The sequence below is a fragment of the Marinobacter salinisoli genome (genome assembly GCF_017301335.1).
Classification (GTDB): Bacteria; Pseudomonadota; Gammaproteobacteria; order Pseudomonadales; family Oleiphilaceae; genus Marinobacter; species Marinobacter salinisoli.
Genome location: NZ_CP071247.1, coordinates 371,829 through 385,609 on the forward strand (window position 1 = coordinate 371,829; position 13,781 = coordinate 385,609).

General features: G+C 60.5%; 10 protein-coding genes and 1 pseudogene. 9 read left to right on the top strand and 2 right to left on the bottom strand.

Going from position 1 to position 13,781, the window contains the following annotated elements; translation table 11 throughout:
- Positions 1 to 126 precede the first annotated feature (126 nt).
- The 6 genes and pseudogenes from dusB to LPB19_RS01760 all read left to right on the top strand — a co-directional run bounded on the left by dusB (position 127) and on the right by LPB19_RS01760 (position 7,125).
- Positions 127 to 1,122, top strand: a complete 996-nt coding sequence (gene dusB / locus LPB19_RS01735) for a tRNA dihydrouridine synthase DusB (RefSeq protein ID WP_228289248.1) — start codon at positions 127 to 129, stop codon at positions 1,120 to 1,122.
- Positions 1,119 to 1,436, top strand: a complete 318-nt coding sequence (gene fis / locus LPB19_RS01740; RefSeq protein ID WP_206644376.1) for a DNA-binding transcriptional regulator Fis — start codon at positions 1,119 to 1,121, stop codon at positions 1,434 to 1,436. The genes dusB and fis overlap by 4 nt, the downstream gene beginning before the upstream one ends.
- A gap of 86 nt (positions 1,437 to 1,522) precedes the next feature.
- Positions 1,523 to 3,102: pseudogene (gene purH, locus LPB19_RS01745) on the top strand (bifunctional phosphoribosylaminoimidazolecarboxamide formyltransferase/IMP cyclohydrolase).
- A gap of 27 nt (positions 3,103 to 3,129) precedes the next feature.
- Positions 3,130 to 4,416: a phosphoribosylamine--glycine ligase gene (gene purD, locus LPB19_RS01750; protein ID WP_206644378.1), complete on the top strand. Its 1,287-nt coding sequence runs from the start codon at positions 3,130 to 3,132 to the stop codon at positions 4,414 to 4,416.
- Positions 4,417 to 4,524: 108 nt separating this feature from the next.
- A complete protein-coding gene (locus tag LPB19_RS01755; protein WP_206644379.1) occupies positions 4,525 to 5,460 on the top strand; it encodes an alpha/beta fold hydrolase in 936 nt (311 codons plus the stop codon).
- Between the two features lie 111 nt (positions 5,461 to 5,571).
- Positions 5,572 to 7,125: a cation:proton antiporter family protein gene (locus LPB19_RS01760; protein ID WP_206644380.1), complete on the top strand. Its 1,554-nt coding sequence runs from the start codon at positions 5,572 to 5,574 to the stop codon at positions 7,123 to 7,125.
- A 5-nt stretch (positions 7,126 to 7,130) separates the two neighbouring features.
- On the opposite strand, the gene senA is transcribed toward LPB19_RS01760, so the two are convergent.
- Positions 7,131 to 8,498 carry a selenoneine synthase SenA gene (senA, locus tag LPB19_RS01765; protein ID WP_228289173.1) on the bottom strand — a complete coding sequence of 456 codons (1,368 nt, stop codon included), beginning with the start codon at positions 8,496 to 8,498 and terminating at the stop codon, positions 7,131 to 7,133.
- A gap of 310 nt (positions 8,499 to 8,808) precedes the next feature.
- On the opposite strand from senA, the gene LPB19_RS01770 reads away from it, so the two are divergent.
- The 3 genes from LPB19_RS01770 (at position 8,809) to LPB19_RS01780 (ending at position 12,761) form a co-directional block, all read left to right on the top strand.
- Positions 8,809 to 10,173: a sigma-54-dependent transcriptional regulator gene (locus LPB19_RS01770; protein ID WP_206644381.1), complete on the top strand. Its 1,365-nt coding sequence runs from the start codon at positions 8,809 to 8,811 to the stop codon at positions 10,171 to 10,173.
- A 205-nt stretch (positions 10,174 to 10,378) separates the two neighbouring features.
- Positions 10,379 to 11,695 carry a YjgN family protein gene (locus tag LPB19_RS01775; protein WP_206644382.1) on the top strand — a complete coding sequence of 439 codons (1,317 nt, stop codon included), beginning with the start codon at positions 10,379 to 10,381 and terminating at the stop codon, positions 11,693 to 11,695.
- On the top strand, positions 11,673 to 12,761 hold the full coding sequence (locus tag LPB19_RS01780) for a M48 family metallopeptidase (RefSeq protein WP_206644383.1): 1,089 nt from the start codon (positions 11,673 to 11,675) through the stop codon (positions 12,759 to 12,761). Before LPB19_RS01775 ends, LPB19_RS01780 begins: the two co-directional genes overlap by 23 nt.
- 14 nt (positions 12,762 to 12,775) lie before the next feature.
- Here the strand turns inward: LPB19_RS01780 and LPB19_RS01785 are convergent, their stop codons facing one another.
- On the bottom strand, positions 12,776 to 13,699 hold the full coding sequence (locus LPB19_RS01785; RefSeq protein WP_206644385.1) for a LysR substrate-binding domain-containing protein: 924 nt from the start codon (positions 13,697 to 13,699) through the stop codon (positions 12,776 to 12,778).
- Positions 13,700 to 13,781 lie beyond the last annotated feature (82 nt).

Sequence of the window (13,781 nt, forward strand, 5' to 3'; positions counted from 1 at the left end):
GCCCCTTCAATCAAGCCCGCCCCAACGGTATCATTAGCGCCCTTCGGTACTTGGTCGATCACTTATTGAACAACCATTAAAGTTCCGAAACTTGCTCAACCCGCTGTGACACGGACTCAGATCATGCTGCCGACGGCAAAAATCGGGCCGTACACCTTGCCCAACCCGCTCATTGTTGCACCCATGGCCGGTGTAACCGACCGTCCCTTCCGGCTCCTGTGCCGAAGGATGGGAGCAGGCCTGGCGGTATCGGAAATGGTCATAGCGGACAGCAAGCTCTGGCATACCCGCAAATCGAAGTTTCGCCTGAATCATACCGGCGAGCCTGAACCACGGTCGGTTCAGATTGCTGGTGGTGATCCGGAGATGCTCGCTACCGCAGCCAGAAAGAACGCCGAACTTGGCGCCCAGATCATCGATATCAACATGGGCTGCCCTGCCAAGAAAGTCTGTAACAAGGCGGCAGGGTCGGCGTTGATGAAGGATGAACAGCTGGTTGGAGACATTCTGGAGGCAGTCGTTAACGCGGTGGACATCCCCGTCACGCTGAAAATGCGTACCGGCTGGAATCACGAGCATCGCAATGCGCCACAAATTGCCCGGATGGCGGAAGCAGCAGGTATTCAGGCACTGGCGATTCACGGCCGCACCCGCGCAGACAAGTACAACGGCGAGGCGGAGTACGACACCATTGCGGACGTGAAATCCCGGGTGCGCATTCCGGTCTTTGCCAACGGCGACATTGACTCGCCGGAAAAGGCTCAGCAGGTGCTCCAACACACCGGCGCTGACGGCCTTCTGATTGGCCGGGCGGCTCAGGGCAGGCCCTGGATCTTCCGGGAAATCCTGCATTTCTTGGAAACCGGGGAACATCTTCCCCCGCCATCCATGGACGAAGTTGAGCAGATTCTGGCCGGGCACCTGGGCGCATTACACGATTTTTACGGCGAAACCATGGGCGTGCGGATTGCCAGAAAACACGTGGGCTGGTACCTGCAGACCCACGAGCAGGGCGAACAGTTTCGCAGACGCTTCAACGCCATTGATTGCGCGCTGGAGCAAAAAGACAGCATCCAACAGTATTTTGAAGACTTACGAAATCGAGAGGTATTCGCAGCATGACCGCTGAGACTTTGGCGACCGAAAACCTGAACACTCAGGTTAACGATGACATCCATCAGCTGACAACGCTGAATGGCAGCGGCAACCACGTCACCCTGCGTGACAGCGTCGAAGTTGCTCTGAAAAACTACTTCGCGCAGCTTGACGGCGCACCGGTGACAGAGGTTTACCAGCTGGTGTTGTCCGAAGTGGAAGCGCCTTTGTTGGAGCAGGTGATGAAGTACACCCGCAACAACCAGACCAAGGCGTCGGTGATGCTGGGATTGAACCGCGGCACACTGCGCAAGAAGCTCAAGCAGTACGGTCTGCTATAATCCCGACACCCGTTTCAATAAGGGCCTCCCGGACACCATTCGCGAGGCCCTTATTCGTTCATCCCGCAGCAGAAAGAAAGTGACACATGGCAAATCAGGTTAACACCCCGATCCGTCGCGCACTGATCAGCGTGAGTGACAAAACCGGCATCGTCGACTTCGGCCGAGCCCTCACCGAACTTGGCGTAGAACTGCTCTCCACCGGGGGCACTTTCCGCCTCCTGAAAGAGAGCAACGTCCCGGTCACCGAAGTTTCCGACTACACAGGATTCCCCGAGATGATGGATGGCCGGGTCAAGACCCTGCATCCGAAGATTCATGGCGGCATTCTGGGGCGTCGCGGCACTGACGATGACGTGATGCAACAGCACGGTATCAATGCCATCGACATGGTCGTGGTCAACCTGTACCCGTTTGAAGAAACCGTTGCCAACCCGGACTGCGACCTGCCAACCGCTATCGAGAACATCGATATCGGCGGACCCACCATGGTTCGCGCTGCGGCCAAGAACCACAACGATGTCGCCATCGTGGTCAATGCTTACGACTACAGCAGCGTCCTGAAGGAGCTGAAAGACAACGGCGGCGAGCTCACTTACCGCACCCGTTTCGATCTGGCGGTCAAAGCCTTCGAACACACCGCCGGCTACGACGGTGCCATTGCCAACTATCTGGTGGTCGCGTCGCCGACAACGAAACCCCCGACTTCCCCCGAACCTTCAATACCCAGTTCGTGAAGGTTCAGGACATGCGTTACGGTGAAAACCCACACCAGCGGGCCGCATTCTACGCCGAGCGCAACCCCAGAGAAGCCAGCGTGGCGACGGCCAAGCAGCTGCAGGGCAAAGAGCTCTCGTACAACAATGTGGCCGACACCGACGCCGCGCTGGAGTGCGTCAAGCCGTTTGCCGATCCCGCCTGTGTCATCGTCAAGCACGCCAACCCCTGCGGTGTCGCCATTGGCGCCGATATTCGCCAGGCCTATGACCTGGCCTTCGCCACCGACCCCACGTCGGCGTTTGGCGGCATCATTGCGTTCAACCGGGAACTGGATGCCGATACGGCGAGCGCGATCATCGAGCGCCAGTTCGTGGAAGTCATCATTGCCCCGAGCGTGACCCCGGAAGCCGCCGAACTGGTGTCGGCCAAGAAAAACGTGCGGCTGCTGGCCTGCGGCGACTTCAACGGCGAGCGCATCCAGAGCATGGACTACAAGCGCGTCACCGGTGGCCTGCTGGTCCAGGACCGTGACCTGGGCATGGTGGCCATGGAAGACGTCAAGGTGGTTACCGAGCGCCAGCCATCGGAAGAAGAGCTGAACGATCTTCTGTTTGCCTGGGAAGTGGCCAAGTACGTCAAGTCCAACGCCATTGTGTACGCCAAGGCCGGCCGCACCATCGGTATCGGCGCCGGCCAGATGAGCCGCGTCTACAGCGCCAAGATCGCGGGCATCAAAGCCGCCGATGAAAACCTCGAAGTGAAGGGTTCCGTGATGGCATCGGATGCTTTCTTCCCGTTCCGTGACGGCATCGATGCTGCCGCCAAAGCGGGTATCACTGCGGTGATCCAGCCAGGCGGCTCCATGCGCGACCAGGAAGTCATCGATGCCGCCAACGAGCATGGCATCGCCATGGTCTTCACCGGCATGCGCCACTTCCGCCACTGATTACGGACACGCTGAAGGATTATGACCATGAACGTACTCGTTATTGGCAGCGGCGGTCGTGAACACGCCCTGGCCTGGAAAGCCGCCCAGTCCCCTGACGCGGACCGCGTCTTCGTTGCGCCGGGTAATGCCGGCACTGCCCGGGAGCCCGGGCTGGAAAACGTGGATCTCGATGTAATGGACCTGGACGGCCTGGCAAATTTTGCCAGCACCAACAACGTGGGTCTGACCATCGTGGGCCCGGAAGCTCCGCTGGTTGCCGGCATCGTCGACAAATTTGAGGCGCGCGGCCTGCGGGTATTCGGCCCCAGCGCCGGCGCAGCCCAGCTGGAAGGCTCCAAGGCCTTTACCAAGGACTTCCTGGCACGGCACAAGATTCCGACTGCGGCCTACGCCAACTTCACCGACGTGGATCAGGCGCTGGCCTACGTTCGTGAACAGGGCGCCCCGATTGTGGTCAAGGCCGACGGCCTGGCAGCCGGCAAAGGGGTGATCGTGGCGATGACCCTGGAAGAGGCCGAAGATGCCATTCGCGACATGCTGTCCGGGAACACCTTCGGTGACGCCGGTAGCCGCGTGGTGATTGAGGAATTCCTCGAGGGCGAGGAAGCCAGCTTTATTGTCATGGTGGACGGCGAGCACGTCCTTCCCATGGCCACCTCCCAGGATCACAAGCGTGTCGGTGACGGCGACACCGGCCCGAACACGGGCGGTATGGGTGCTTACTCCCCGGCGCCGGTAGTCACCGCCGACGTGCATCAGCGGATCATGGACGAAGTCATCTACCCGACCGTACGGGGCATGGCTGCCGAAGGGCACCCCTACAAAGGCTTCCTGTACGCCGGCCTGATGATTGACGCCTCCGGTGCACCCAAAGTGATCGAGTTCAATTGTCGCTTTGGTGATCCGGAGACCCAGCCAATCATGCTGCGCATGCGCTCTGACCTGGTAGCACTGTGCATTGCCGCCACCGACGGCAAACTGGACCAGTGCAGCTCCGAGTGGGACGAGCGCGCTTCGGTCGGCATTGTTCTGGCCGCCGGCGGCTATCCCGGCAGCTACAACAAGGGTGACGCCATCAGCGGCCTGCCCGAATCCGAGACCGACGGCGAGAAAGTCTTCCATGCCGGCACCAAGCTCGACGGCGAACAGGTTGTCACCGCCGGCGGACGAGTACTGTGCGCCACCGCGCTGGGCAATACAGTCACCGAGGCCCAGCAACGGGCCTATAAGCTGGCTGGCAAAATCTGTTGGGACGGCCTGTTCTTCCGCAAGGACATAGCATATCGGGCCATCGCCCGCGAGCAAGCCTGACCCAGCACACGAAACAAGGGCCCGGTCATTGACCGGGCTTTTTTATGGGATACAGTCTGGGATCAAATCGGTACCCGCCGACACCATGATTGATCAGGAGTTGCTCTCATGCCCCGCCACACCGGCCTTAACGCTGCCTTGCTGATTCTCGCCACACTCTGGCTCAGCGCCTGCTCTCGGCACGGGATTTATGAAACCGCCATCGGCCTGGAGCGCTCCAGCGCCGGACTTCAGGTCAACACCGTTCAAGTTGATGATCTCCAGATCGCCTACCTGGCCAACAAGGAGCAGGCCGACGGCGACACCATCGTGATGGTGCATGGCTTCGGTGCCACCAAGGACAACTGGACCCGGCTGGCCAGAGAACTGACGGACGACTTCAACGTCTATGCCATTGATCTTCCGGGGCACGGTGACAGCAGCAAACCGATGGACCTGGGCTACAGTCTGGCCCAGCAGACTGACCATCTGGCCCGTATTCTGGATGCACTGGCACTGACCGAATACCACATGATGGGCAATTCCATGGGCGGTGCCATTACCGCCCTGTACGCCGCCAAGTATCCCAACCGGGTCAAATCCGTGGTGCTGTTCAATCCCGCCGGCATCATGGACTACGAGTCCGAACTGGTGGGTCTGGTCATGGCGGGCGACAATCCGCTCATCCCCAGCAAACCCGGCGATCTTGAGCGCTTAATCGACTTCGCACTGGAAGAAAAACCCTTCATGCCCTGGCCCGTGCTCGGGGTGCTGGAAGAAAAGAAAATCGCCAACCGGGAAATCAACGAGGTGATTTTTGAGGCCATTCGGGACATCGGGTTCCTGACCGAATTCCGCAATCGGGTCCAGAATATCGAGGCACCAACCCTTGTCGTCTGGGGCAAAGAAGATCGGATCATCAACTACCGCAACGGTGAAGTGTTCGCGTCACTGATCGCCAATGCCCGTCTTGAAGTGATGGACGAGATTGGCCATGCACCTATGATTGAAGCACCGGATCGTTCCGCAGATTTGTTCCGGCAACTGGCTCACCCGCCCGAGTAACCGGCACCAGGAAACAAATACCGGCGGATTCCACGTTAATCGACTACAACGGGGCCACGAAACGCGATAGCCTTGCACTCGTAACCCCGTGATTACAGAAAGAATCCGCCAATGCCTGAAGCTCTCTGGATTTCGTTTGCCTTTGCTCTCGGCCTGCTGGTGAAGACCATCGGGCTGCCTCCCCTGGTAGGCTACCTGGCCGCTGGTTTTTTACTCAGCGGCCTGGGCTCCGTCACCGACCTGACTATTGAGTCCACCCATGCCCTGGAGGAAATTGCCCATGTGGGCGTTCTGCTCCTGTTGTTCACCGTTGGCCTCAAGCTCAAGCTCCGCTCCATTATCAGCCCGGAGGTGATCGGCGGCAGCCTGCTGCATTTCGGCATCACCTGCGCGGTATTCACCCCCGGCCTGTATCTGCTCATGGATCTGTCCTGGTCCACGGCCCTGCTACTGGCCATCGCTCTGTCGTTCTCGTCCACGGTCCTGGCCGCCAAGGTATTGGAATCGAAACGTGAGCTGAGAGCCTTCCACGGCAGGGTCGCCATCGGCATCCTGATCATGCAGGATTTGATCGCCCTGGCCGTTATGAGCTTCGCTGCCGGCCAGACCCCGTCCGAGTGGGCCCTGATTGTGTTTGGATTACCTCTGCTCCGGCCTTTCCTGTATCGCCTGCTTGATGCCAGTGGCCACGACGAACTGCTGGTGCTTCTGGGGTTGCTGCTGGCCCTGGTACTCGGGGGCTATGGCTTCGATATGGTGGGCCTGAGTTCCGAACTCGGGGCCCTGGTGTTCGGCGCCATGCTGGCCAACCACCCCCGTTCCCAGGAACTCTCGAAGTCGCTCTGGAGTGTAAAAGAGGCGTTCCTGGTGGGCTTCTTCCTGCAAATCGGGATCGGCGGGCTGCCGGATACCGATGCCCTGATTTTTGCCGCCATAGCCGGTCTGGTACTGCCACTCAAGGGCCTGCTGTTTTTCTTTCTGCTTCTCGCGTTCCGGCTGCGGGCGCGTAGCGCCTTTCTGTCATCACTGGCCCTGACCAACTACAGCGAGTTCGGCCTGATCGTGGCCAGTGTGGCGCTGCCGGACTGGCTCGTCCCGCTGGCGATCTCGGTATCGCTGTCGTTTGTTGTTTCCGCTCCCCTTAACCGGTTTGCCCATTCGATCTTCGAGCGCTATGGCAATCGCCTGGCGCGCTTCGAGGGCAAGCAGCATCACCCGGATGAACAGCCCATTTCACTGGGTGGAACACGGGTGATGATCATGGGAATGGGCCGAACCGGCACCGCCGCGTACGACTGGATTGCCCGGCACGAGACCGAACTGATGGGGCTCGACTCCGATCCGGCAAAGGCGCAAGCGCACCAGAAGGAAGGCCGTAACGTGGTGTTCGCCGATGCCGAAGATGCCTCATTCTGGAGCGGTCTGCATATGCCCTCCGTGCATTCGGTGATCCTTGCCCTGGGTGACATCGAAGGCAAACTGGTGGCCGCCCGTATGCTCAGAAAGCTCGGCTTTCGGGGCTATATCGTCGCGCACACCATGTACGAAGACGAGGCCAAGGCAATTCGCGAGGCCGGCGCCAACGACGCCTACCTGACCATGAACGAGACCGGCGTGGCACTGGCCAGCCATATCGTCTCCCGGTCAGACGCGCACGAGCACTAGCGCGCTCACCGGGCGCAGGTTCGAAAACCGGTGTAGGCGTCGTTTCGCAATGGCAAATAGGCCTGCCGGTAGGTTCCGCGAATCAGGCACGAAGAAGTGGCGCAACTGCCACCGCGAGTAACCTTGTGATCGCCGAACTGCAGGGTGGACATGAACGGGTACATATCGACCTTGAATCCGTCATAGGGCAGGAACTGGTCACTCGTCCACTCCCACACACCGCCAATCATTTGCCGGCAACCGAAAGGACTGTCGGATTCGGGATAATCGAACACCGGATTCTGCGCCATGCTGCGAGCGTCGAGATCCGCCAGCTGGGGGGTCGGCGGCTCATTGCCCCAGGGAAAACGGCGGAACGGTTCACCGGGACGATTCGCCAGTGCCGCCACCTCCCATTCGAATTCCGTGGGCAGGCGCCGCCCGGCCCATTCACAGTACGCCTCCGCTTCCCAGTACGTCAGATGTACCGCCGGCGCATCCGGGTTCAGCGGCTGCCACCGGTCAAACACCCGCTCCTGCCAGGCACGGTCGTGCCAGCGCCAGTACAACGGGTGTGACGGCGTTCTTGGCATGGGCTCGGCACTGGCGTGTACCAACGCCATGTCCACCTCGGTCTCCAGCCACTTGCGGCCGCCAAACGACCACAACTCAGGCCGGCGGTAGCCACCATCCTCGACAAACGCCAGAAATTCGCCGTTGGACACCGGTTGCCGGGCAATGGCGAAGGCCGCCAGATCCACCTCAAACCGCGGCTTTTCATTGTCGAACGCGAAGTCTTCCGAGGCGTACCGGGGAGAACCATCCGGCATGCCGATCAGCCAGCGCCCGGCTGGTATCTCGGCATCCCCGGGTATCGGGCTGCCGGGCGCCGGGCGTTCAAACGTGCTGTCCGGGGAGGCAGGGTAACCGACTGTCTGCCGGCACCAGGTCATGGATTCAATATGCATGTTCTGATGAAACACCGCGTAACGGTTCAGGTACAGAGCCTGATCGTCCAGCGGCCGGGCATGAATGCGCTCCGCGACCCGGTCGTAGATGGTGTCGAAATAGGCCAGCGTCTGCTCCCGCCCGGGAAACAGTTGCCGGTTCCAGCGGTCACGGTGCTGAATATGAAACGAATCCCACAGGTCATCCATGGACGGGTCAAAACTGGGTGTGCCATCTAGCAGGCCGAACACAAACACCTCGTAGAAGAACGCCGAGTGCCCCATCTCCCACAGGGGCGGATTTACCCCCGGATGGTAAGGCACATCCAGCCGGTCTTCGGGCAGCGAGGTGATCAGTGCGCGGGTCCGCTGCCTCGAGCGTTCCAGATCCGCCAACAACGCACCTTTCGATGCTCTGGTCGTGTCTACCGTGTTCATGTCACCCATGCGTCACTTCGTCCTTCGGTTGTCCCGTCATCACCAACAAGGGATGGTCAACGGAGGCTGCACCAAACGTCAGCATTCTTTACGAATCTACGCGACCAGTCCCAACCGGGTTTTCCAAGCGCTTGAAACCCAATCCTATTAAGATTCTGGCATACAATGTGATTAGCGTCACAAACCCGGAAGCGTCGCGAAAGCACGCTCCGGGACCTGGAGGTTTACCTTCCAGCGTATCACCCCACCAGGTGAATTGGGCGTTTTCTGTTCAGTTGGCAGTCCCGTTTCCCCATGGTTCAAACTCTGGAGGTTTGGCGTGTCGGAAAAGAGACCGCTCGTATGGCTGTCTGCGGCACCCGGAAACAGCAAGCTGCGCAGGGCACTGGAAGCCCGCTGGCAGGTTACCGGGTATTGCCTGCAAGATAGGGTCCCGATCATGATGTCGGCACCGGAAGATGCCCGAGTCGGCATTCTCGATCTGACCAACGCCCCGACAGAGTCCGCCCTGAATCCGGAACAATGGCTCGAAGCGCTCAGCCTCGACTTCTGGGTCGGCATCGTGGCCCACCGGCCTGTCAGTGGCTCGCTGACAGCCAAGCTGATTGCCCGTTACTGCACCGATTTCCATACCGTTCCAGTACATGTCGACCGCCTTAACACCGTGCTCGGGCATCTCTGGGGTATGGCATCGATCCGCACACACTCGCTGGGGCCACCGGCGGACGACTATGAAAGCCTGGTGATGGAGGGGGATTCCGAAACCATTCGCAAGATTCGGGGCTTGCTCCGGCGCTTTTCGGTCACCGCCGACCCGGTACTGATCACCGGAGAGAGCGGCTCGGGCAAGTACGCCGCGGCCCGTTTTATCCATCAGCTCTCGCCGCGGGCAGCCGGACCCCTGGTGAACGTCAATTGCGCCGCCCTGCCGGACACCCTGGCGCGCAGCGAACTTTTTGGTGTCGAGGACTATTCGGCGCAGGGTGCCGCAGACGGCATACACCCGGGCCGTATCGAGCAGGCCAACGGGGGCTCCCTGGTGCTGTCGTCCATTGACGAACTGAACGAGGACCAGCAGTCCGCTCTGCTGGGATTCCTGCAGGAGGGTCAGATCGAGCGGGTCGGCAGTACCACCCCGATTCCCATCAACAGCCGGATCATCACCACCGCCACCCGGCCATTGCGGGAACTGGTCGAGTCTGGCCATTTTCGCAGCGACGTCTATTACCGGCTCGGAGGGCTGGAAATCCGTATGCCGGCCCTGCGCGATCGCCGGGAAGACATCCCCACCATTGCCAGCACCCTGCTGGAGATGGCCGATCACGGGCACAACCCCAAGCGACTGAGCCAGGCGGCCATTGAAAGCCTGGTGAATCATCACTGGCCGGGTAATTTTCGTGAGCTGCAAAACCGGCTTCGCCAGGCGTTATTGCTGTGCGACCGGGCCACCATTGACCCGGCAGACCTCGGGCTAGACCAGACAGGCGTAGACGCCGCCCCCCTGTCGACCACCAATCTCAGTCTGGAGGAGTTCCGGGCCCGAGCCGACCGGCAGGCGCTGTCTTGCAGCCTGGCACTGGCGCACCACAACGTTTCGGCGGCGGCACGAATCCTGAAGATTTCCCGGGTGTCGTTTTATCGCCTGATGGAAAAATACAACCAGAACCAGTACCCGGAATCCTGAGTGCTGCGCGGCCCTCGCCTGCTTGCGTCGCCCGTCTCCCGGGTCGTTGACGGTCACCGACACCCGCCAATTGCAAAATCTCGCAAAACCCAGCCTAAACCTGATGAAATCTTGGTAATGTTAACCATGCTGCCGTCGTTCTCCCGGCACGTACGCAAGGGGCTGCCACCTCGCAGTAATGAAGGACTCATTAAAAGGAACTCGCATGTCGACCGAGCAGTATCAGATTTTGTTTTCCGGTCAGATTCTGGATGGCTTTGATGAACAAGAAGTCAAAGCCAGCCTGCAGGAGCTGTTCAGAACCACCGAAGCACGGATAGAACGCCTGTTTCTGCCCACCGCCACACCGGTCATCCGATCCAATCTGAGCCACGAGGAAGCGGTGATCTACCACCAGAAGCTGACCCGGGCAGGCGCCGATGTCCGTATCGGGGCCCAGCCAGCGAACGCGGGCAAGGCTGCCGTCGAACCTGAGGCCGCCGAGACCACGCCGCCACCGTCATCCCCCGATGTCGAGCCAGCACAGCCAGACGATGGTGACCGCCGTCGTGCAGGGCTGGAGTTTACGGGCAGAGGCGGCGAGTACTTCGGTATCTGGATCGTTAATATCCTGCTGACCATCCTCACCCTCGGCATTTATTCGGCCTGGGCTACGGTCCGCAACAAGCAGTATTTCTACGGCAACACCCAGTTGGATGGCGCGAGCTTTCAATACCTGGCCAGCCCGATCACCATTCTCATCGGGCGCCTGATTGCGCTGGCGGCGGTGATCGCTTACGTAGCGGCCGTTAACCTGGTTCCGGAAGCCGCCCTCGCATTTGTAGTGGTCTTCCTGTTCGCAACGCCCTGGATCATGATTCGCTCCCTGCGTTTCAACGCCATCAACAGCGCCTACCGCAACATCCGCTTTGATTTTCAGGGCCGCTATGGCCAGGCCTTCATGGTCAGTTTCGTGTGGCCAATTCTGAACCTGGTATGCCTGCTCCTGTTGACACCACTGGTGCTGAAGAAGACCCACCAGTTCATTGCGGACAACAGCCGTTACGGCACCACCGCCTTCGAGCTCAGGGCCACCACCAAAGCCTATTACCGGTTCTTCGGCATGGCCCTGCTGATGGTCTTTGGCTTCGGGGCCGCGGCATTCGCGCTGGTGCAAGTTGGCCAGGAAATCCTCGCAACCGTGGTTGGCGTTGTGGGCTACATCGCTCTGATCGGCTACTTCATGGCGGGTATCACCAATCTGTTCCTGAGTTCCACCATCCTGGCCGAGCACCAGCTGGAGTCCGAGTTAAGCCCGGGCCAGATGGTCTGGATTTACGCCAGCAACGTGGTTCTGGTCGTTCTGACTCTTGGCCTTTTCACGCCCTGGGCCAAGGTGCGGATGGCGCGCTATCGGGCCAACTGCACTGCCCTGTGGATTGCCGGTGACCTGGATCACTTCGCGGCCGCCGAACACAATCGCACCAGTGCCGTAGGACAGGAACTCGGAGACGCCTTCGATGTCGCCTTCTCCGCAGTCTGAGTTGGTGATTAACGGCGATTACTACACGGGCCAGAACTCTCACCGCCAGAGCGCAGAACTGCGCCCTGGCGGTGCCGGAATCCTCCTGAAAACCACCACCGAAGAACGGGCGCTGGCGTGGCAGGATCTCAAGATCTCGCCCAGAATCGGCAACACCCCGCGCTACCTGCACCTGCCGGACGACGGCGTATTCGAAACCACCGACAATGACGGTGTGGATCAGCTAAGCCGCCAGTGCTCCGGCAACGGTTTTGCCCGGCTGGTGCACCGCCTGGAGCGGCACCTCGGGCTGATCCTGATTGCCGTGCTGGTGACGGCCGCGGTTACCGGGCTCACCCTGACGTATGGCGTACCCTGGGCCTCACGAGTGATTGCCTACACCTTACCCGACACCGTGGCTCAAACCGTCGGGGAAACCGCCCTACACTCCCTGGACGACACCTGGTTTGAGCCCTCGACGCTGTCCGACGGGCGACAGCAGGCGCTGCTCAACCATTTTGCGCCTTACCTGGGCCAGGTGGGCGGCCAGCAGCTGCGTGTTGAATTCAGGGATGCGCCGGTGATTGGCGCCAACGCCCTCGCACTGCCGGACGGCACCCTGGTCTTCACCGACGATCTGGTCAACCTGGCCGAACAGGACGATGAGCTGGTGGCCATTCTGGCTCATGAGATTGGCCACATCGAATACCGGCACGGCATGCAGGGCATGGTGCAATCGTCCCTGCTGTTCTGGGTGCTGGTCATGATGACCGGAGACCTGTCCGCTTTTTCGGACCCCACCATTGCCCTGCCCGCGTTCCTGATGAGCATGTCCTACTCCAGGGATATGGAGCAGCAGGCCGACGACTACGCGTTGCAAACCATGCTCAGCCACAACCTGAATCCGATGTTGTTTGCCACCATCATGGCGCGGCTGACGGAAGAAGACATCAGCACGCAAGAGCACGGGGAATCGGAAAACAATGGCTATCTGCTGGAACTGGTGCTCTCAAGCCACCCCATTTCCCGGGAACGCATCGCCCGATTCCGGGAGGCCTCTGAATCACACTTCAACGCCGGCAACTGAGGCGAAGGAATCACCTAGGCGCGACGGCCGGCCTCCGCCTTGATCCAACCGAGGAAACTCTGGACAAGGGACAGCCCGGCCGCTCGCCGGGGCGCGATGATGTCATAGCCGATGCTGGTTTCAACAACCTCCGGGAAGGGCCGCACCAGAAGCCCGGCGGTGACCAGATCCCGCATGATGGGCAAACTGCCGAGCACCACGCCCTGCCCGGCAATCGCGGCCTGCACCGCCAGATTGTAATCGCTGAAACTGATGCCGCGCCGAGCATCGATTTGCTCTGCCCCCAGCTGTTCCAGCCAGGGTTCCCAGCCCATCCAGGCCCGGGTCGCCGTGGCCCAGGTCAGCGCCGAGGTATCCCAGTGGATCAGGGTAGCACCCGCCAGGTCTGCCAGTTGCTGTAACGCACCCGGCCCGCTGGTCAGGGACGGACTGCAAAACGCACAGAGTTTTTCATCAAACAGCCGGTGGGCCACCACACCCTGCGCCGGCGCCGCGCCGAACCGAATCGCCACATCCGCAGCACCCGCGTCCAGATCGGCAATCCGTAACGACGAATCGATCAACACGTCCGCCTCCGGATGAAGGGCCCGAAACCGCTCCAGCCTGGGCACCAGCCAGGTGGTGGCGAAGGACGGTTCGGCGGAAATAATCAGGCGCTGGGGTTGCCTGTAGTCACGGATCTGATGGACCGCACTTTCAATCTGCTGGAAACCGGCGGCCAGTGCATCCAGCCCCGCCTGACCCGCGGGCGTCACCTTCAGCCCGCGCCCGCTGCGCTCTACCAGAGCCACGCCAAGGTTCTCCTCCAGCCTGCGCACAAGCTGTTTCACGGCCGCGGGCGTGACGTGGAGTTCTTCCGCCGCCTGGACAAAACTCAGGTGGCGACAGGTGGTTTCGAAGGCGCGCAGCGCGTTCAGAGAGGGCAGTGGCTGGCTCATGAAAAGAAACTTTATCTAACCCCTCAGGGTAGATCAAATGCATTGCACAGCCGCTCAGGATAAGGAAAATAGCGCCACTCAC

Excerpts from the sequence above, each read along its gene's own strand:
- fis (WP_206644376.1), top strand. The coding sequence starts at position 1,119 with ATGACCGCTGAGACTTTGGCGACCGAAAACCTGAACACTCAGGTTAAC.
- LPB19_RS01780 (WP_206644383.1), top strand. The coding sequence starts at position 11,673 with ATGTCGCCTTCTCCGCAGTCTGAGTTGGTGATTAACGGCGATTACTAC.
- LPB19_RS01755 (WP_206644379.1), top strand. The coding sequence starts at position 4,525 with ATGCCCCGCCACACCGGCCTTAACGCTGCCTTGCTGATTCTCGCCACA.
- LPB19_RS01775 (WP_206644382.1), top strand. The coding sequence starts at position 10,379 with ATGTCGACCGAGCAGTATCAGATTTTGTTTTCCGGTCAGATTCTGGAT.
- LPB19_RS01785 (WP_206644385.1), bottom strand. The coding sequence starts at position 13,699 with ATGAGCCAGCCACTGCCCTCTCTGAACGCGCTGCGCGCCTTCGAAACC.
- senA (WP_228289173.1), bottom strand. The coding sequence starts at position 8,498 with ATGGGTGACATGAACACGGTAGACACGACCAGAGCATCGAAAGGTGCG.
- LPB19_RS01760 (WP_206644380.1), top strand. The coding sequence starts at position 5,572 with ATGCCTGAAGCTCTCTGGATTTCGTTTGCCTTTGCTCTCGGCCTGCTG.
- purD (WP_206644378.1), top strand. The coding sequence starts at position 3,130 with ATGAACGTACTCGTTATTGGCAGCGGCGGTCGTGAACACGCCCTGGCC.